We start from the raw sequence: 18,009 nt of genomic DNA on the forward strand, positions 1-18,009 counted from the left end.
AAAAAAGGATCAGAGAAAGCGGCAGCGGACCTCGGCTTTGTCGTAACCCAGGCTGTCCATTTCGTTGACGGGGTGCAGGAAACCGTCTTGCGGCGAGGTGCTGACCAGCGCCCTGGGTTGCACGATGGGGATCGGCTGGCGCAACTGACCGTTCCACGGCCGATAACTGAGCTTGCGACCCTTGAAACCGTCCAGCGGTAATTGATCGCTGACTTCAAGCGTACGAATCGCCATGGCATCGGTCTGACGCAGTTTGCCCACCGCACTGGCGATGCTGCGTACGGCCATCCAGGCGGCGAAATCCCGGTCATTCATCCAGCGCCCGGCCAGGGCTTCGAAGCGTTTTTGCAACTGCGCGGCACCGAAGGTTTCTACGGTCTTGTGCCAGCCCACCGGGGTCAGGCCCTGGGTGCCGGCGACCGGCCGTGGGTACCAGGTCTGGTAGGGCACGTACTCGCCAAAGTCGCCGCGTTCGTCAGCCACCAGCACCACGTCGTACTCGGCGGTCTGGGTGAACAGCGGCATGTCGGCCTGGGCGCTGCGGCGCTGATCGTTATCGAAACTCCAGGCTTTCTCCGCCACCAGTTGCAGGCCGAAGCGTTTGGCCGCCCGGCGCAGGGCGGCGGCATAGGCTTGATCGTCCGCGGTCGGGCCGACGATCAGTAACGCCCGCTGCCATTTGCGCAGCACCAGAAATTGCGCCAGCGCATCGGCCAGCATCGCGCGGCTTGGCAGGCTGTGCAGCACGTTCGGCAAGCAATCGGTGCTGCGCAGGCTGTCATCCGGGCTGCCGGCATTGAACAGCAGGCTGTCGGGTAGCACGGCGCTGAGCTGGCGCAGTGTTTCCACCGGTGCATTCACCACAAACAGGCGCAGGCCTTGTTCATGTTGGGCTTTGGCCGCTTCGATCAGCGCATCCGGATGGTCGACGCTGGCGCTGACCAGGCTGTAGCTGTGATTGAGAAAGCGCCCGGTACTGTTGCTGTCGGCGATTGCCAGTTCGGCACCGCGCAGGCCGGCATCGGTCGGTTCGGGGATGACGTTCGACAGCAACGGGCCGGGATCGGGGCGATAACCCAGGTAGCCGATCTGCACTTGCAGCGGTGCATCCGCCGCCTGAACCTGGGTCGCCACCCCGGCGGCGCAGGCAATCGCCAACAGGTAGATCAAGGCATAAGGGGCGAGCTGGCGCATAAAGGCACTCCATCACAGGTAACGTCAGCATAGGAACCCTGGACGGGCGGGGAAATATGCAGAAAGTACCGATGGGCCAGTACCAAGGTAGTAACTCACCCCGGGCGGCGCGGTTTTAGCATGGCCTACAACGGCCATCACTCAAGGGGGAGATTGACCATGCGAATTCTCAAGGCACTGCTCCTGCCGTTTTTGCTGATCCTGACCCTGATCGGCGTCGACAAGCTGCACGGTGCCCGCCCCGTATTGGTTGGGCCTGCGCCACAAGCCCTACTACCAAGGGAGTAGGCCGCGGCCACCAAAGCAGCATGGGGTTGGCGCAAAGCCGTTCCTAAGATGGGTGCCATAGCCTCTTCAAAGAGGTTTTGCGTGCAATCTTGAGGGCAGAACAATGACAACAAAACGCAACGCCTTGCTCGTTGCCGGACTGCTGGCCGGTTTCATCAACGCAGGCGCCGTCTGGGCCCACGGCAACGTGGTACCCCAAGCCATCGAAACCCAGGGATTGACCCCGATCAAGGATGCCGGTGTGCAAGTCGATGCCGATGGTTGGGCGGCGGCGAACCCTTATCGCTCCTCCCCGGAGCGCGAAAAAGCCGTGCAAATCGGCTCTTCGGCCTACAACCAGAACTGCGCGGCCTGCCATGGCCTGGAAGCCAAGTCCGGCGGCATCGCCCCGGACTTGCGCATGCTCGACGCCGACGAGGCCGGTGATGAATGGTTCGTCGAACGCGTGCGCCATGGCGCCGTGCGTGACGGCCGGGTGTACATGCCGAAGATGGCTGATTACCTGAGTCAGGAAGCCTTGTGGGCGGTACGCACCTACCTGGACAGCGTGCGCGTCGAGGAGTGACCCATGCGTTTGCTCGCGGTGTTGATCAGTGCTGTGTGGCTGTGTTGCCAGGCAGCACAGGCGCAGGTCCGTACCTATGACGAAATGATCGCCGCCGCCGAGCTGAAAGTCGCGGTGTACAAGGACTTCGCGCCCTATAGCTTTGAGAGCGAGGGCGAGGCTCGCGGGGTCGATGTCGAACTCGCCCAGGCCCTGGCCAAGGCCATGGGGGTACGTCTGAAGCTGATCTGGGCACCCGCCGGGGAAAAGCTCGATGACGACCTGCGCGATTACATCTGGCGGGCCAGTCAGTTGCACAATCAGCAACTGGCCGACCTGATGATGCGCGTGCCCTACGATCGCGATTACGCACAGAAACGCAATGAACTGGGTGAGCTGGAAAACGGCCATGTGGTGATGTTCGGGCCGTACCAGACCGAACAATGGCAAGTGGCCTATGACCGCCGTCGACTGGACTCAGTGGCCAGCGTCGCGGTGTTCCAGCAACACCCGATCGGCGTCGAAGTCGACAGCGTGCCGTCGTTTTACCTGACCTCGGTATTCAACGGCATGCTCGCCGCCAAGACCCATCATTACCCAGGCGTGCCCCAGGCGTTTGCCGCGATGAAGGCCGGTGAAGTCGACGCGGTCATGGCCATGCGCGGCGAGATCGACTGGCAAGTCCATCAGGCCGCCGACCCGCAAGTGGCGCTGGCGCAAAACGCCTACCCGAACATGGGCAAACAGCTGTGGGAGATCGGCATGGCGGTGCATGAAAGCAATCGGCAACTGGCCTACGCCGTGGAAGAGGTGCTGGAAGTATTGATTCGCGAGGGCGCGGTGAAAGCCATTTATGCCCGTTACGGCCTGCGGTATGACGTGCCTGAGATGTATCAATAGTGAACTGGCGAGCGAGTTGCCTGTTGGCCTGCTGGTTACCCTTGGCCGCGAACGCGGTTGACGTCGAGCCGGGTAAAGACCCGGTGCCGTCGGTGATGTGGGGGTTCTATCACAAGCAGATGCTCGGCGATGCACCGTTCGTGTTCGATGAGCGGGTCAAGTTGCTCGCGCCGCCATTTGCCGAAGACGCCCGGCAAGTGCCACTGGAAATCGACGCTCGGGCGTTCAAGGGTGAAGTGGTGCGAATCCTCGCCTGGGCCGAACTCAATCCGCTGCCGAAGATCGTCGACTTCGAACCCTTGGCCGATGTGCTGCCGTGGCTGTCGATCCGCATTCGCGTTGAACAGGCAACGCCGTTGCGTGCGGCGGTACTGACCCGCGATGGGCTGTGGCATGTCGGCTCGACCCTGATCGATGCGGCAGGCGGCGGTTGCACGGCGCCAAGCGTGGTGCGCACGCAACCGGGTTGGGAGGAACGCATCGGCGAAGTGCTGGGTGGCCGTTATCCCCGTGGTGAATTCAGTCGCGTGCGTTTGCAGGTGGCGCATCCGATGGACAACGGCATGGTCAGCGGCATTCCGGAATTTTTCATCAATCAGGCCGAGCTGCGCGATCAAAACGATCAATTGCTGGCGCGTCTGGAGTTGTTTCCGGCGGTCAGCGAAAACCCTAATCTGGCCTTTGATATCGAAGGAGCAGGGCAGACGCGGCTGGTGCTGCGCGACAACAGCGGCAATCAATTCGATGCGGCCATTCCCTGACCCAAGGAGCGTGTGATGCGCTGGATGCTGCTGTTATTCATCTGTCTGAGCCTGCCGGCCCTGGCCGATCCCGATTACGCACTCAAGCCCCGGCAGATCGCCGAAAACACCTGGCTGCTGGAAGGCAGCACCGACAACTTCGCCAAGAGCAACGGCGGCAACATCGTCAACACCGCGTTCATCGTCACCGAACAGGGCGTGGTGGTCATCGACACCGGACCGTCGAAACGCTATGGCGAGGCCCTGCGCAAAGCGATTGCGGCGACCACCGATAAACCGGTGATTCAGGTGCTGCTGACCCATCACCATCCTGATCATGTGTTGGGCAATCAGGCTTTCACCGGCGTGCCAATTGGCGCCTTGACCGGTACCACCGAACTGTTGCGACAGCAGGGTGATGCCATGGCCGAGAACATGTATCGGCTGGTGGGTGACTGGATGCGCGGCACCGAAGTGGTGTTGCCGACGCAGGTGCTGACGCCTGGCGTGCACAGTTTTGGGAACCACGATCTGCGCCTACTGAGTCTGGGTGGGCACACCGGCGCGGATCTGGCTATTCTCGACCAGAAAACCGGCGTGTTGTTTGCCGGGGATCTGGTGTTTTATCAACGCGCCCTGACCACGCCCAACAGCCCGGGGCTGTCGGTGTGGCTGGCGGACATCGCGACCCTGCAGGGCTTGCCGTGGGCGCTGATTGTCCCTGGCCACGGGCCGGTGGCCACGGATACAAAACCGTTCGAGCAGATGCGCGATTACCTCACCTGGCTGGACCAGCTGATGCGTGACGGAGCGGCCAATGGCAGCGACATGGCCGAGATGATCCGCAGCCCCATCCCCGAGCGTTTCGCCGGGATCAGCCTGAGTCGTTATGAGCTTATTCGTAGCGTCAGCCATTTGTACCCACGTTACGAACGGGGGCAGATGAGGCGGGTGGATTCCGGCCAGCACTGATGTTGCCTGATACACCGCCTTCGCGAGCAAGCCCGCTCCCACATTTGAGCGGTGTGAACGCAGATGTTGTGTACACCGAAGATCCACTGTGGGAGCGGGCTTGCTCGCGAAGAGGCCTTCACATTCAGTATTGATGTTGCCTGATACACCGCCTTCGCGGGCAAGCCCGCTCCCACATTTGAGCGGTGTGAACGCAGATGTTGTGTACACCGAAGATCCCCTGTGGGAGCGGGCTTGCTCGCGAAGAGGCATTCACATTCAATATTGATGTTGCCTGATACACCGCCTTCGCGAGCAAGCCCGCTCCCACAGGGACCGATGTCGATCACAAAATCCGCGACCGACCCGGTACTAAGGAACTAGCAATCTCCGCACTGCGGGCAATTGTTGCAAGGGCGGCGGCGTCCAAGAATCTGCACCAGACCGGGAAAATTTCCCGGGTATAACAAAAACCGCAGAGGCAGCCGTCATGACCCAACCCGCACGTCGCCAACCCTTCGTTTTGAGCATGTTGCTCAGTGCCATGCTGTTGTCTGGCCAGGCCTTGGCCGCAGTCTCCGATCAAGACATCCTCCAGGACCCGAAGAACCCGGAGCAGGTCGTCACCAACGGCCTGGGCGTCCAGGGTCAGCGCTACAGCCCGCTGGACACCCTCAATGTCGACAACGTGAAGGACCTGCGACCGGTCTGGGCCTTTTCGTTCGGCGGAGAAAAACAACGCGGTCAGCAAGCGCAGCCGATGATCAAGGACGGCGTGATGTACATGACCGGCTCCTACTCGCGGGTGTTCGCGGTGGATGCGCGCACCGGCCGCAAGCTCTGGCAATACGACGCGCGCCTGCCCGATGACATCCGTCCGTGCTGCGACGTGATCAACCGTGGCGTTGCGCTGTATGGCGATCTGGTGATTTTCGGCACCCTCGACGCCAAGCTCGTGGCCCTGAACAAAGACACCGGAAAAGTCGTCTGGAGCAAGAAAGTCGCCGACCACAAGGAAGGCTATTCCATCAGCGCCGCGCCATTGGTCATCAACGGCAAATTGATCACCGGTGTGGCCGGTGGCGAGTTCGGGGTAGTGGGCAAGATCGAAGCCTACGACCCGAAAAACGGCAGCCTGCTGTGGAGCCGGCCGACCGTCGAAGGTCACATGGGTTATGTCTACAAGGACGGCAAGGCGGTAGAAAACGGCATCTCCGGCGGCGAAGCCGGCAAGACCTGGCCGGGCGATCTGTGGAAAACCGGCGGCGCGGCCCCTTGGCTGGGCGGCTACTACGACCCGGAAACCAACCTGCTGCTGTTCGGCACCGGCAACCCGGCACCGTGGAACTCGCACCTGCGTCCTGGCGACAACCTCTACTCGTCGTCGCGCCTGGCGCTGAACCCGGACGATGGCACGATCAAATGGCACTTCCAGAGCACGCCACACGACGGCTGGGATTATGACGGCGTGAACGAACTGGTGTCGTTCAACTACAACGAAGGCGGCAAGGAAATCAAAGCCGCGGCCACGGCGGACCGTAACGGTTTCTTCTACGTGCTCGATCGCACCAACGGCAAATTCATCCGCGGCTTCCCGTTCGTGGACAAGATCACCTGGGCCAGCGGCTTGGATAAAAACGGTCGGCCGATCTACAACGACGCCAGCCGTCCGGGTGCGCCGGGCTCCGAGGCCAAGGGCAGTTCGGTATTCGTCGCACCCGCGTTCCTGGGGGCGAAAAACTGGATGCCGATGGCCTACAACCGCGACACCGGCCTGTTCTATGTGCCGTCCAACGAATGGGGCATGGACATCTGGAACGAAGGCATCGCCTACAAGAAAGGCGCGGCGTTCCTCGGTGCCGGTTTCACCATCAAACCGCTGAATGAAGACTACATCGGCGTGCTGCGCGCCATCGACCCGAAAACCGGCAAGGAAGTCTGGCGCCACAAGAACTTCGCGCCGCTGTGGGGCGGGGTGCTGACCACCAAGGGCAATCTGGTGTTCACCGGTACGCCGGAAGGTTTCCTGCAGGCATTCAATGCCAAGACTGGCGAGAAGGTCTGGGAATTCCAGACCGGTTCCGGCGTGCTCGGCTCGCCCATCACCTGGGAAATGGACGGCGAGCAATACGTCTCCGTGCTCTCCGGTTGGGGCGGTGCGGTACCGCTGTGGGGTGGCGAAGTGGCCAAGCGCGTCAAAGATTTCAACCAGGGCGGCATGCTCTGGACGTTCAAGCTGCCCAAGGATCTGGTAGCCAAGCACTAACCCTGGCGACCACAACTTTGTGGTGATGAATTACCTGTGGCGAGGGAGCTTGCTCCCGCTGGGCTGCGAAGCAGCCCCCAACGTTCTCGGCCGCAACCGAGTCGTTTGGATTTACGACTGCTTCGCAGCCGAGCGGGAGCAAGCTCCCTCGCCACAAAAGCCTGCTGACACAGCGGCGCCTTCTACTACCAAATAACGAGAATCCCCCTGCCAACGGCGCATTCGTCTGGCAGCCGGGGCTCTCTACTATCGGTTCATCGCCTGTTGGCCTGACAGGCATCGACCCAGACAGAGGCCCACCATGATCTACGCACAACCCGGAACACCCGGCGCCGTCGTTACCTTCAAACCGCGCTACGGCAATTTCATCGGCGGCGAATTCGTTGCTCCAATCAACGGCGAGTACTTCACCAACACCTCACCGGTCACTGGTGAAGTGATTGCCGAGTTCCCGCGCTCCAGCGCCGCCGACATTGAAAAAGCCCTCGACGCCGCCCATGCCGCCGCTGATGCCTGGGGCAAAACCTCGGCGCAGGATCGCTCGCTGGTGCTGCTGAAAATCGCCGACCGCATCGAGCAGAACCTGGAAATCCTCGCCGTCACCGAAACCTGGGACAATGGCAAGGCCGTGCGTGAAACCCTCAACGCCGACGTACCTTTGGCCGCCGACCACTTCCGTTACTTCGCCGGTTGCATCCGCGCTCAGGAAGGCGGTGCCGCCGAGATCAACGAACTGACCACCGCCTATCATTTCCACGAACCGCTGGGCGTGGTCGGGCAGATCATCCCGTGGAACTTCCCGCTGCTGATGGCCGCCTGGAAACTCGCCCCGGCCCTGGCGGCCGGCAACTGCATCGTGCTCAAACCCGCCGAACAAACGCCGCTGTCGATCATGGTGTTCGCCGAGCTGATCGCCGATTTGCTGCCGGCCGGCGTACTGAACATCGTCCAGGGCTTCGGTCGCGAAGCCGGTGAGGCGCTGGCCACCAGCAAGCGCATCGCCAAGATCGCCTTCACCGGTTCCACCCCGATCGGCGCGCACATCATGCATTGCGCTGCCGAGAACATCATTCCGAGCACCGTTGAACTGGGCGGCAAGTCGCCGAACATTTTCTTCGAAGACATCATGAACGCCGAGCCGCAGTTCATCGAGAAAGCCGCCGAAGGCCTGGTGCTGGCGTTCTTCAACCAGGGCGAAGTCTGCACCTGTCCGTCCCGGGCGCTGGTGCAGGAATCGATCTACGAGCCGTTCATGGCCGAGGTGATGAAGAAGATCGTCAAGATCAAGCGCGGCAACCCGCTGGACACCGAAACCATGGTCGGCGCCCAGGCGTCCGAGCAGCAATACGACAAGATCCTCTCGTACCTGAAGATCGCTCAGGAGGAGGGCGCCGAGCTGCTTACCGGCGGCGCGGCCGAGCGTCTTGAAGGCGATTTGTCGAGCGGCTATTACATCCAGCCGACCCTGCTCAAAGGCCACAACAAAATGCGCGTGTTCCAGGAAGAAATCTTCGGCCCGGTGGTGGGTATCACCACCTTCAAGGACGAAGCCGAAGCCCTGGCGATTGCCAACGACAGTGAGTTCGGCCTCGGTGCCGGCCTGTGGACCCGCGACATCAACCGCGCCTACCGCATGGGCCGGGCGATCAAGGCCGGGCGCGTCTGGACCAACTGCTACCATCTGTACCCGGCCCACGCCGCGTTCGGTGGCTACAAGAAGTCCGGTGTCGGCCGTGAGAACCACAAGATGATGCTCGACCATTACCAGCAGACCAAAAACCTGCTGGTGAGCTACGACATCAATCCGTTGGGGTTCTTCTGATCTAGCAAGCACCACACAACCCCCTGTGGGAGCGGGCTTGCTCGCGAAGACGGTAGACCAGTCAGCATCTCTGTTGAATGTGAAACCGCTTTCGCGAGCAAGCCCGCTCCCACATTGGTTTTGTGTGTACTAAAAAACCCCGCAACACCCCCTACCAATGCACGCCGCCACCTCGTTCGAAAGTAGCATTCGGGTGCCTGGCGCCCCGTGCATTAATGGTCTTACCGGAATTGACCGGCACAAGAAGAGGATTGACCCATGTGGAATAAACCCGCGTTTACCGATCTGCGCATTGGCTTCGAAGTGACGATGTATTTCGCCAACCGTTGATTGATCGCCCGGTCAGCCGTCGCGTTGGCCGGGCCTGCCTTCTGGAGGCATCCATGCACATCCGCGTTCTCGGTTCCGCCGCTGGCGGCGGTTTTCCGCAATGGAACTGCAACTGCCGTCAATGTGCGGCAATGCGCAACGGCAACCTGCGCGCGCAACGCCGCACGCAGTCCTCCATTGCCCTGAGCGACGATGGTATGGAGTGGGTGCTCTGCAATGCTTCACCGGACATTCGCGCGCAACTCGAGAGCTTCCCGGCGATGCAACCGGCCCGACGCTTGCGTGACACGGCGATTGCCGGTGTCGTCCTGCTGGACAGTCAGATCGACCATTGCACCGGGCTATTGAGCCTGCGCGAAGGCTGCCCGCATGCGGTCTGGTGCACCGAGCGGGTTCACGAAGACCTGAGCAGCGGCTTTCCCTTGTTCACCATGCTCAAACACTGGAACGGTGGCTTGCAGTGGCAACCCATCGGACTGGGTCGCGAGCCGTTCAGCATCGCGGCCTGCCCACACCTGCAATTTCGCGCGATTGCGTTGGTCAGCAACGCGCCGCCGTACTCGCCCAATCGCGGCAATCCGCAGCCGGGCGACACCATTGGCCTGTTCATCGAAGACCTGCGTAATGGTGCATCGGTTTTCTACGCGCCGGGGCTGGGGCAAATCGACGCCGAAGTATTGAGCTGGATGCAACGCGCCGACTGCCTGCTGCTGGACGGCACGCTGTGGCGCGACGATGAAATGCGCGTGTGCGAAGTCGGCCAGAGCCTGGGCAGCGAAATGGGCCACCTGCCACAAAGCGGCCCCGGCGGTATGCTCGACGTGCTGGAGGGCTTCAATCGCCAGCGCAAAGTGCTGATCCACATTAACAACACCAACCCGATCCTCGATGAAGACTCGGCCGAGCGCGCCTTGCTGGAGCGGCGCGGGATTGAAGTGGCCTATGACGGCATGAGTATTGAGCTGTAGCGGATGGCCCTTTCGCGAGCAAGCCCGCTCCCACATTGGATTGTTGGTGTACACAAAATCTATGTTCACACCGATCAACTGTGGGAGCGGGCTTGCTCGCGAAGAGGCCAGACCAGACACCGCGAAATCCGGAGAACCACAATGACCGACATCCCCATGACCCCCGCCGAATTCGAAGCAGCCCTGCGCGCCAAAGGCGCCTATTACCACATCCACCACCCATTCCACCAAGCCATGTACGCCGGGCGCGCCACCCGCGAGCAGATTCAGGGCTGGGTCGCCAATCGCTTCTATTACCAGGTGAATATCCCGCTCAAGGATGCCGCCATCCTCGCCAATTGCCCGGACCGCGACGTGCGCCGGGAATGGCTGCAACGGATTCTCGACCACGACGGCGTCCCCGGCAGTGAAGGCGGCATCGAAGCATGGTTACGATTGGGCGAAGCCGTGGGGCTGAGTCGCGAACAAATCCTCTCGCAAGAACTAGTGCTGCCTGGCGTGCGTTTCGCCGTGGACGCCTACGTCAATTTCGCCCGTCGCGCGTGCTGGCAAGAAGCGGCCAGCAGCTCGCTGACCGAACTGTTCGCACCACAGATTCATCAGTCCCGACTCGACGCCTGGCCCACCCATTACCCATGGATCGACCCGGCCGGTTACGACTATTTCCGTACACGTCTGAGCCAGGCCCGGCGCGATGTCGAGCATGGTTTGCGCATCACCCTGGCGCATTACGTCACGGTCGAAGGCCAGCAACGCATGCTGGAGATTCTGCAGTTCAAGCTCGATGTGCTGTGGAGCATGCTCGACGCGATGAGCATGGCCTACGAGCTTGATCGCCCGCCGTATCACACCGTCACCACGGAGCGGGTCTGGCACCGGGGGATCATCTTGTGAGCCAGATCGAACAGCAACCCGGCCCACCACTGTGGTTGCTGGCGGAGCTGACCTATCGCTGCCCGCTGCAATGCCCGTATTGCTCCAACCCGCTGGATTTCGCCCAGCAGGGCGAGGAGTTGAGCACAGACGAGTGGATTCGGGTGTTCCGTGAGGCGCGAGAGATGGGCGCTGCGCAACTGGGGTTTTCCGGCGGCGAGCCGTTGGTGCGCCAGGACCTCGCCGAGTTGATCAAGGCCGCGCGGGACATGGGTTACTACACCAACCTGATCACCTCGGGTATCGGTCTGACCGAACAGAAGGTCCGCGACTTCAAGGTTGCCGGGCTGGACCACATCCAGATCAGCTTTCAGGCCGCAGACGAACAGGTGAACAATCTGCTCGCCGGCTCGCGCAAGGCCTTCGCCCAGAAACTGGCCATGGCCCGGGCGGTGAAAGCCCAGGGCTACCCGATGGTGCTGAACTTCGTCACCCATCGGCACAACATCGACCAGATCGCGCAGATCATCGACCTCTGCCTGGAGCTGGAGGCGGATTTCGTCGAATTGGCGACGTGCCAGTTCTACGGTTGGGCCGAACTCAACCGCGTCGGCCTGTTGCCGACCCGCGAACAGTTGCAGCGCGCCGAGCGCATTACTAACGAATACCGCCAGCGGCTTGAGGCCGAGGGCCACCCGTGCAAGCTGATTTTCGTCACCCCGGATTACTACGAAGAACGCCCCAAGACCTGCATGAACGGCTGGGCCAACCTGTTTCTCGACATCACCCCGGACGGCACGGCGTTACCTTGTCATAGCGCCCGCCAGTTGCCGGTGCAGTTTCCCAACGTGCGTGAGCACAGCATCGCGCACATCTGGAACGACTCCTTCGGTTTCAACCGTTTTCGCGGCGATGACTGGATGAAAGAGCCGTGCCGTTCCTGCGATGAAAAGCACAAGGACCTCGGCGGCTGCCGCTGCCAGGCGTTCATGCTCACCAGTGATGCGAGTAACGCCGACCCAGTGTGCAGCAAGTCGCCGCACCACGACGTTATTCTCAAGGCCCGGGACGAAGCCGACGCGCCGGGGCTGGGCATAGAACACCTGACCTTGCGCAATGAAAAGGCTTCGCGGCTGATTTATCGCGGATGAATTGCAAACGCAAATCCCTGTGGGAGCGGGCTTGCTCGCGAAAGCGGCATTACATTCAACACATCTATTGACTGACACACCGCTTTCGCGAGCAAGCCCGCTCCCACAGTTGATCTCCAGTGGATACAAATCTGAGTACACCCCAGCTCGCTATCCATTGGTCTGATTGCATTCGCAGCCGGATGCGTTAGTGTGGTCTTTACCTTTCAAAACAATAAAAAACAGGCTTTCCAATGAGCCAGAATCTCAGCCAGCTGCGTAAATTCGTTTCGCCAGAAATCATCTTTGGTGCCGGTTGTCGGCACAACGTCGGTAACTACGCCAAGACCTTTGGCGCCCGCAAAGTGCTGGTGGTCAGCGACCCCGGTGTGATTGCCGCCGGTTGGGTCGCCGATGTCGAGGCCAGCCTGCAAGCCCTGGGCATTGATTTCTTTTTGTATAGCGACGTTTCGCCCAACCCACGGATCGAAGAAGTCATGCTCGGTGCCGAGCTGTACCGGGAGAATCACTGCGATGTGATCGTGGCGATCGGCGGCGGCAGCCCGATGGATTGCGGCAAGGGCATCGGCATTGTCGTCGCCCACGGACGCAACATCCTCGAATTCGAGGGCGTGGACATGTTGCGCATGCCCAGCCCGCCGCTGATCCTGATCCCGACCACCGCCGGCACGTCGGCCGATGTGTCGCAGTTCGTGATCATCTCCAATCAGCAAGAACGCATGAAGTTCTCCATCGTCAGCAAGGCTGCGGTGCCGGACGTGTCGCTGATCGACCCGGAAACCACCCTGAGCATGGACCCGTTCCTGTCGGCCTGTACCGGCATCGACGCGTTGGTCCATGCCATCGAAGCCTTTGTCTCCACCGGTCACGGGCCGCTCACTGACCCTCATGCGCTGGAGGCGATGCGGCTGATCAACGGCAATCTGGTGCAAATGATCGCCACCCCCGGCGACATCGCCCTGCGCGAGAAAATCATGCTCGGCAGCATGCAGGCCGGGCTGGCGTTCTCCAACGCGATTCTTGGCGCGGTGCACGCCATGTCCCACAGCCTCGGCGGCTTCCTCGATCTGCCCCATGGCCTGTGCAATGCGGTGCTGGTGGAACACGTGGTGGCGTTCAACTACAGCTCGGCGCCGGAGCGCTTCAAGGTGATCGCCGAGACCTTCGGTATTGATTGCCGCGGCCTCAATCACCGGCAGATTTGCGGGCGGCTGGTCGACCACCTGATCGCCCTCAAACACGCCATCGGCTTCCACGAAACCCTCGGCCTGCACGGGGTGAGTACCGCGGATATCCCGTTCCTGTCGCAACACGCCATGCACGACCCGTGCATCCTGACCAACCCGCGCGAATCCAGTCAGCGCGATGTCGAGGTCGTCTATGGCGAAGCCCTCTGACGAGCAACAACGGGCGCTGACCGGATTACTCGGGTTAGGCAACCATTCGGCGCGCAAGAGTCATTACCCGGAACTGGCTGCGCGCCTGGATGAACTGGAAACCGAACGCAACCGCTACAAATGGCTGTTCGAAAACGCGGTCCACGGAATCTTCCAGGCCAGCCTGCTGGAAGGCATGCGCGCGGCCAACCCGGCGCTGGCGCGGATGCTCGGCTATCAAAACCCGCAGGAGGTGCTGTTTACCCTGACAGACCTGGCGGGCACGCTGTTTGTTGGCGGGACGCAAGAGCTGGAACGCATCGGCGAAATCCTCCAGCGCGAGCGCAGCCTGCTGGGCTATGAAACTCAGCTGCGGCGCAAGGACGGCAGCGTCCTCGACGTGTTGATGAACCTGCTGCTCAAACCGGATCAGGAAGGTTTGGTGGAGGGCTTTGTCGCCGACATCACCGAACGAAAACTGGCTCAGCAGCGCCTGCAACAACTCAATGACGAACTGGAGCAACGGGTCACCGCGCGTACCAACGAGTTGCTGGACGCCGCCGAAGCCTTGCGCGATGCCCGGGATGCCGCCGAGGCCGCCAATCGCAGCAAGGACAAATACCTCGCCGCCGCCAGTCACGACTTGCTGCAACCGCTCAACGCCGCGCGTTTACTGATCTCGACCTTGCGCGAACGCAAACTGCCCGACGTCGAACAGGTGCTGGTGGAGCGCACGCATCAGGCGTTGGAAGGCGCGGAAGATTTGCTCACCGATCTGCTGGATATTTCCCGGCTCGATCAGGCCGCGGTGAAACCGGACATTGCCCTGTACCGCCTCGACGAATTGTTCGCGCCACTGGTCTCGGAGTTTCAGTCGGTGGCCGCGGCCGCCGGATTGAACCTGCGGGTACACATGGGCGATTACGCCATTCATACCGACTTGCGCCTGATGACGCGGATTTTGCGCAACTTCCTCAGCAATGCCTGCCGCTACACCAACGAGGGCTGCATTCTGCTGGGGGCAAGACGCCGGGGCGATGCGTTGCGTATCGAAGTCTGGGACACCGGGCGCGGAATCCCTGCGGATCGTCTTGATTCGATCTTCCTCGAGTTCAACCAACTGGATGTCGGGCGCGCCGCCGATCGCAAGGGGGTGGGCCTGGGACTGGCGATTGTCGAGCGCATCGCCAAGATCCTCGACTACAGGATCAAGGTGCATTCGCGGCCGGGGCGCGGTTCGATGTTCAGCATCGAAGTGCCGATTTCCCATGAGATTCCACTGCCAATCAGTCAGGCCGCGCCGCAACCAAGTACCGGTAACCCGTTGCCGGGCCGGCGGCTGTTGGTGCTGGATAACGAAGTCAGCATTCTTGAAAGCATGAGCGCGCTGCTCGGCCAGTGGGGCTGCGAGGTGGTCATCGCCACCGACGAGGCCACCGCGCTGGTGGCCTTGCAGGGACAGGCGCCGGAATTGATTCTGGCGGACTATCACCTGGATCACGGCGTGGTGGGCTGTGAAGTGGTTCGGCATTTGCGCGAGCATTTCAGCCTGGCGATTCCAGCGGTGATCATCACCGCAGACCGCACCGACCAGTGTCGGCGCTCATTGCAGCGCCTCGGAGCACCTTTGCTGAACAAACCGGTGAAACCCGGCAAGTTGCGCGCGGTGCTGACTCAGCTGTTGGCGTAGCGGTAGCGCAGGCTGAAACCGAGTTCGGCAGATTGGCCTTGCTTCAGCAAACGCAACCCTGGCCGCCCCGGCAAGTGATGGGCATTGACCGGATGGCTCACCGGTTCGATACAGAAAAATTCCAGGCCCACGGGGCAGTAGAGCAGGTAGTAGGCGCTGCCGGTGGCTTGGCATTCCAGTTCATAACCTAAGTCGGGTTGCTGGATCAGGCAGTGGCCGTCCCATTCGCAAAAGCCGTTGTCCACCAGCGTTTCGGGTAATGCCCGGGGCTGGCTGAAGTCCCATTCCTCAGGAATCGAACGGAGTTGTGTCGGCAGTTTTGCGTCGTCGCACAACCAGACCTGTCGCGCCTGTGTCTGCAACCGAGTGCCAGCAGTGCGCGGGAAATAAGGGTGTAAACCGAGCCCATGCCAAGCGGCGTGTTCAGCCAGATGGGTGACCTGCAAATCGATGCTCAGCTTGCCCTCAGTCAGATGGAAACGTTGCCTTGCGCGATAAGCGAAGGGTGCGGTGCTGTCGAGTTGCAGGACGATTTCATCGCGGGTGTGCGAGACGATCCGCCACGGCTGTTGCCAGGCACTGCCATGGATCGGCAGCGGATCGGTGAGGCTATTGGGCGTCAGCGCGAGCCAGCCATCCGGGCAGTCGAAACCGCCTTCGGCGATGCGGTTCGACCACGGCGCCAAGGGAAAACAGGCGAGTTTGCCGGGCAGGCCAGTGTTCAAGGCGTGCTGGTCACTGTGGCGCAACAGCGGTTGGCCGGTGCTGCGTACCGTCCAGTTGACGATGCTCGCCCCGAGTTCGGGGGCGAGGGTGAGGCGGGTGAGTTCGTCTTCGAGTTCGAGGAGTGTGGGTGTCATGTCGATCTTCACTGGCTGCATGAGGTTTTTTGTGGCGAGGGAGCTTGCTCCCGTTCGGCTGCGAAGCAGTCGTAAATCCAGATAACTCGGTCCCTCTGGAAGATTGCTGGGGCCCGCTGCGCGAGCCAACGGGAGCAAGCTCCCTCGCCACAGGGAGATTTGCCAGCCGTTGTCACAACACCAAATGCGGCAACCACAGCGAAATGGCGGGAATGTAGGTCACGGCCATCAGCACCAGGAACAGCACGCCATAGAACGGCAGCAGCGCTTTCACGGTGCTTTCGATGCTGACCTTGCCCACCGCCGAGCCGACAAACAGCACCGCGCCCACCGGTGGCGTGATCAAACCGATCCCCAGGTTCACCAGCATGATCATGCCGAACTGCACCGGGTCCACGCCAATGCCCAGAATCACCGGCATCAGAATCGGCGTGAGGATCAGGATCAGCGGCGCCATGTCCATCACCGTGCCGAGCAACAGCAACATCACGTTGATGCACATCAGGATCACGTAACGGTTGTCCGACAGGGTCAGGAACATCGTGGTGATCTTCGCCGGGATCTGCATCAGCGTCATGATGTAGCCGAAGCTGGCGGCGAAGCCGATCAGGATCATCACGATCGAGATGGTGCGCACCGTGCGGTGCATCAATTTGGGCAGCTCACTCCACTTGTAGTCGCGGTAGATGAACATGGTGACGAAGAATGACCACAGCACCGCGATCGCCGCCGATTCGGTGGCGGTGAAGATGCCCGAGAGAATCCCGCCGAGAATGATGACCATCGCCATCATGCCCCACATCGCTTCACCGCAGATTTTCAGCGCCTGCTTGAGGGGAATGACTTCGCCCTTGGGATAATTGCGCTTTCTGGCGAAGATCAGGCACAGCACCATCAGGCACGCGCTCATCATCAGCCCCGGCACCACGCCGGCCATGAACAGCGAAGCGATCGAAACGGTCCCGCCAGCGGCCAGCGAGTACAGCACTGAGTTATGGCTGGGTGGCGTCAGCAGGGCTTGCACTGAACCGCTGACCGTCACTGCGGTGGAGAAATCACGCGGATAGCCGCGACGCTCCATCTCTGGAATCAGCACTGAACCGACCGACGCCGTGTCTGCCACTGAAGACCCGGAAATCGCGCCAAAGAAGGTCGAGGCCATGATGTTCACCAGCGACAAGCCGCCGCGCACGAACCCCACCAGCACCCCGGCAAAAGCCACCAGCCTGCGGGACATGCCGCCCTCGGCCATGATCGCGCCGGCAAGCACGAAGAACGGAATCGCCAGCAACGAGAATTTGTTCACACCGCCCGCGACCTGAATCATCAGCGCCTGGAACGGAATGTCGATCCACCACGCACCGATCAGGGCAGAAAGCCCCAAGGCGTAGGCGACCGGCATGCCGATCAGGATCAAAGCGATAAAACTGCCGAGCAGAATCAGAGCGTCCATTTAGGCGGCACCTTCGCTTTCTTCAACCAGGTCGAAACGCACGACCCGACGGTTGCTCTGGTCACCGAGCAAGAGTTTTTCCAGCACAAAAATCAGCGTCAGCACACCGCCAACGGGGATTGGCATGTAGGTGATGCCCACACGCAGGGTAGGCAAGGCGCTCATGAACTGGTTCCAGGTGGACATACAGAGCTTGGTGCCCCAGATGGCCATGAACAGGCAAATGGTCGCCATCAGCAGTTGCGAAACGAGGCTCATGGTCTTGCGCAATTCAGGGGCCATACGGTCGGTGAGCATGGCCACGGCCATGTGCGCACCGGCGCGATAACTGGCGGCAGCGCCGATGAAGGTGAAGACCATCATCAGCAAGATCGCCGTGGGCTCCGGCCAGCTGGAACCGGTGCCGAGGATGTAACGGGCGAAGACGCCCCAGGGAATGATCAGGGAAATAGCCAGGACCGACAGACCGGCGACCCAGATGCAGGTCATGTAAATCCTGTCGTTGATGCGCAGCAGCAAATTCTTCATCGGGTTTCACCGTAACCGGGCGCCGCTGACGATTCACTCGTCAACGGTGCCGGGCCTTTCATGAATGCAGGGAGG

17 protein-coding genes are annotated in these 18,009 nt (G+C 61.2%); 13 read left to right on the forward strand and 4 right to left on the reverse strand.

Annotation, left to right across the window (positions count from 1 at the left end; translation table 11 throughout):
* Nucleotides 1-9: 9 nt before the first annotated feature.
* Nucleotides 10-1,194: an ABC transporter substrate-binding protein gene (locus ABH909_RS15740; protein ID WP_429434704.1), complete on the reverse strand. Its 1,185-nt coding sequence runs from the start codon at nt 1,192-1,194 to the stop codon at nt 10-12.
* A gap of 159 nt (nt 1,195-1,353) precedes the next feature.
* Between ABH909_RS15740 and ABH909_RS15745 the strand changes: the two genes are divergently transcribed.
* The 13 genes from ABH909_RS15745 to ABH909_RS15805 all read left to right on the forward strand — a co-directional run bounded on the left by ABH909_RS15745 (nt 1,354) and on the right by ABH909_RS15805 (nt 15,093).
* Nucleotides 1,354-1,482, forward strand: coding sequence for a hypothetical protein (locus tag ABH909_RS15745; protein WP_007907038.1), 129 nt, complete (start codon nt 1,354-1,356; stop codon nt 1,480-1,482).
* Nucleotides 1,483-1,585: 103 nt separating this feature from the next.
* Nucleotides 1,586-2,047, forward strand: coding sequence for a cytochrome c-550 PedF (gene pedF / locus ABH909_RS15750; protein WP_007907036.1), 462 nt, complete (start codon nt 1,586-1,588; stop codon nt 2,045-2,047).
* A 3-nt stretch (nt 2,048-2,050) separates the two neighbouring features.
* Nucleotides 2,051-2,926 (forward strand): substrate-binding periplasmic protein, encoded by an 876-nt coding sequence (locus ABH909_RS15755; RefSeq protein WP_429434707.1) that lies wholly within the window; start codon nt 2,051-2,053, stop codon nt 2,924-2,926.
* The gene (locus tag ABH909_RS15760) at nt 2,926-3,687 is read left to right on the forward strand and encodes a quinoprotein dehydrogenase-associated SoxYZ-like carrier (protein WP_429434708.1); all 762 of its coding nucleotides are present in this window, start codon (nt 2,926-2,928) and stop codon (nt 3,685-3,687) included. The genes ABH909_RS15755 and ABH909_RS15760 overlap by 1 nt, the downstream gene beginning before the upstream one ends.
* Nucleotides 3,688-3,702: 15 nt before the next feature.
* Nucleotides 3,703-4,638 (forward strand): quinoprotein relay system zinc metallohydrolase 1, encoded by a 936-nt coding sequence (locus ABH909_RS15765; RefSeq protein WP_429434711.1) that lies wholly within the window; start codon nt 3,703-3,705, stop codon nt 4,636-4,638.
* A 469-nt stretch (nt 4,639-5,107) separates the two neighbouring features.
* On the forward strand, nt 5,108-6,883 hold the full coding sequence (locus tag ABH909_RS15770) for a PQQ-dependent methanol/ethanol family dehydrogenase (RefSeq protein ID WP_038984181.1): 1,776 nt from the start codon (nt 5,108-5,110) through the stop codon (nt 6,881-6,883).
* A 301-nt stretch (nt 6,884-7,184) separates the two neighbouring features.
* On the forward strand, nt 7,185-8,705 hold the full coding sequence (exaC, locus tag ABH909_RS15775) for an acetaldehyde dehydrogenase ExaC (RefSeq protein WP_429434713.1): 1,521 nt from the start codon (nt 7,185-7,187) through the stop codon (nt 8,703-8,705).
* Between the two features lie 258 nt (nt 8,706-8,963).
* Nucleotides 8,964-9,035: a pyrroloquinoline quinone precursor peptide PqqA gene (gene pqqA, locus ABH909_RS15780; RefSeq protein WP_010455123.1), complete on the forward strand. Its 72-nt coding sequence runs from the start codon at nt 8,964-8,966 to the stop codon at nt 9,033-9,035.
* Between the two features lie 53 nt (nt 9,036-9,088).
* A complete protein-coding gene (gene pqqB / locus ABH909_RS15785) occupies nt 9,089-10,003 on the forward strand; it encodes a pyrroloquinoline quinone biosynthesis protein PqqB (RefSeq protein ID WP_429434715.1) in 915 nt (304 codons plus the stop codon).
* Nucleotides 10,004-10,144: 141 nt separating this feature from the next.
* A complete protein-coding gene (gene pqqC, locus ABH909_RS15790) occupies nt 10,145-10,897 on the forward strand; it encodes a pyrroloquinoline-quinone synthase PqqC (protein ID WP_429434718.1) in 753 nt (250 codons plus the stop codon).
* The gene (gene pqqE / locus ABH909_RS15795; protein WP_429434721.1) at nt 10,894-12,027 is read left to right on the forward strand and encodes a pyrroloquinoline quinone biosynthesis protein PqqE; all 1,134 of its coding nucleotides are present in this window, start codon (nt 10,894-10,896) and stop codon (nt 12,025-12,027) included. The genes pqqC and pqqE overlap by 4 nt, the downstream gene beginning before the upstream one ends.
* A gap of 233 nt (nt 12,028-12,260) precedes the next feature.
* Nucleotides 12,261-13,424, forward strand: coding sequence for an alcohol dehydrogenase-like regulatory protein ErcA (gene ercA / locus ABH909_RS15800; protein ID WP_429434723.1), 1,164 nt, complete (start codon nt 12,261-12,263; stop codon nt 13,422-13,424).
* Nucleotides 13,408-15,093, forward strand: a complete 1,686-nt coding sequence (locus ABH909_RS15805) for a PAS domain-containing hybrid sensor histidine kinase/response regulator (RefSeq protein ID WP_429434726.1) — start codon at nt 13,408-13,410, stop codon at nt 15,091-15,093. The genes ercA and ABH909_RS15805 overlap by 17 nt, the downstream gene beginning before the upstream one ends.
* Here the strand turns inward: ABH909_RS15805 and ABH909_RS15810 are convergent.
* From ABH909_RS15810 to ABH909_RS15820, 3 genes are all read right to left on the reverse strand, one after another.
* Nucleotides 15,078-15,953, reverse strand: a complete 876-nt coding sequence (locus tag ABH909_RS15810; protein WP_429434729.1) for an aldose 1-epimerase — start codon at nt 15,951-15,953, stop codon at nt 15,078-15,080. The two genes, ABH909_RS15805 and ABH909_RS15810, sit on opposite strands and share 16 nt — an antisense overlap.
* 172 nt (nt 15,954-16,125) lie before the next feature.
* Nucleotides 16,126-17,406 (reverse strand): TRAP transporter large permease, encoded by a 1,281-nt coding sequence (locus ABH909_RS15815; RefSeq protein ID WP_095634807.1) that lies wholly within the window; start codon nt 17,404-17,406, stop codon nt 16,126-16,128.
* Nucleotides 17,407-17,934, reverse strand: a complete 528-nt coding sequence (locus tag ABH909_RS15820; protein WP_429434733.1) for a TRAP transporter small permease — start codon at nt 17,932-17,934, stop codon at nt 17,407-17,409.
* Nucleotides 17,935-18,009: the final 75 nt, after the last annotated feature.

The organism is Pseudomonas sp. BS3782 TE3695 (genome assembly GCF_050435305.1).
GTDB lineage: Bacteria > Pseudomonadota > Gammaproteobacteria > Pseudomonadales > Pseudomonadaceae > Aquipseudomonas.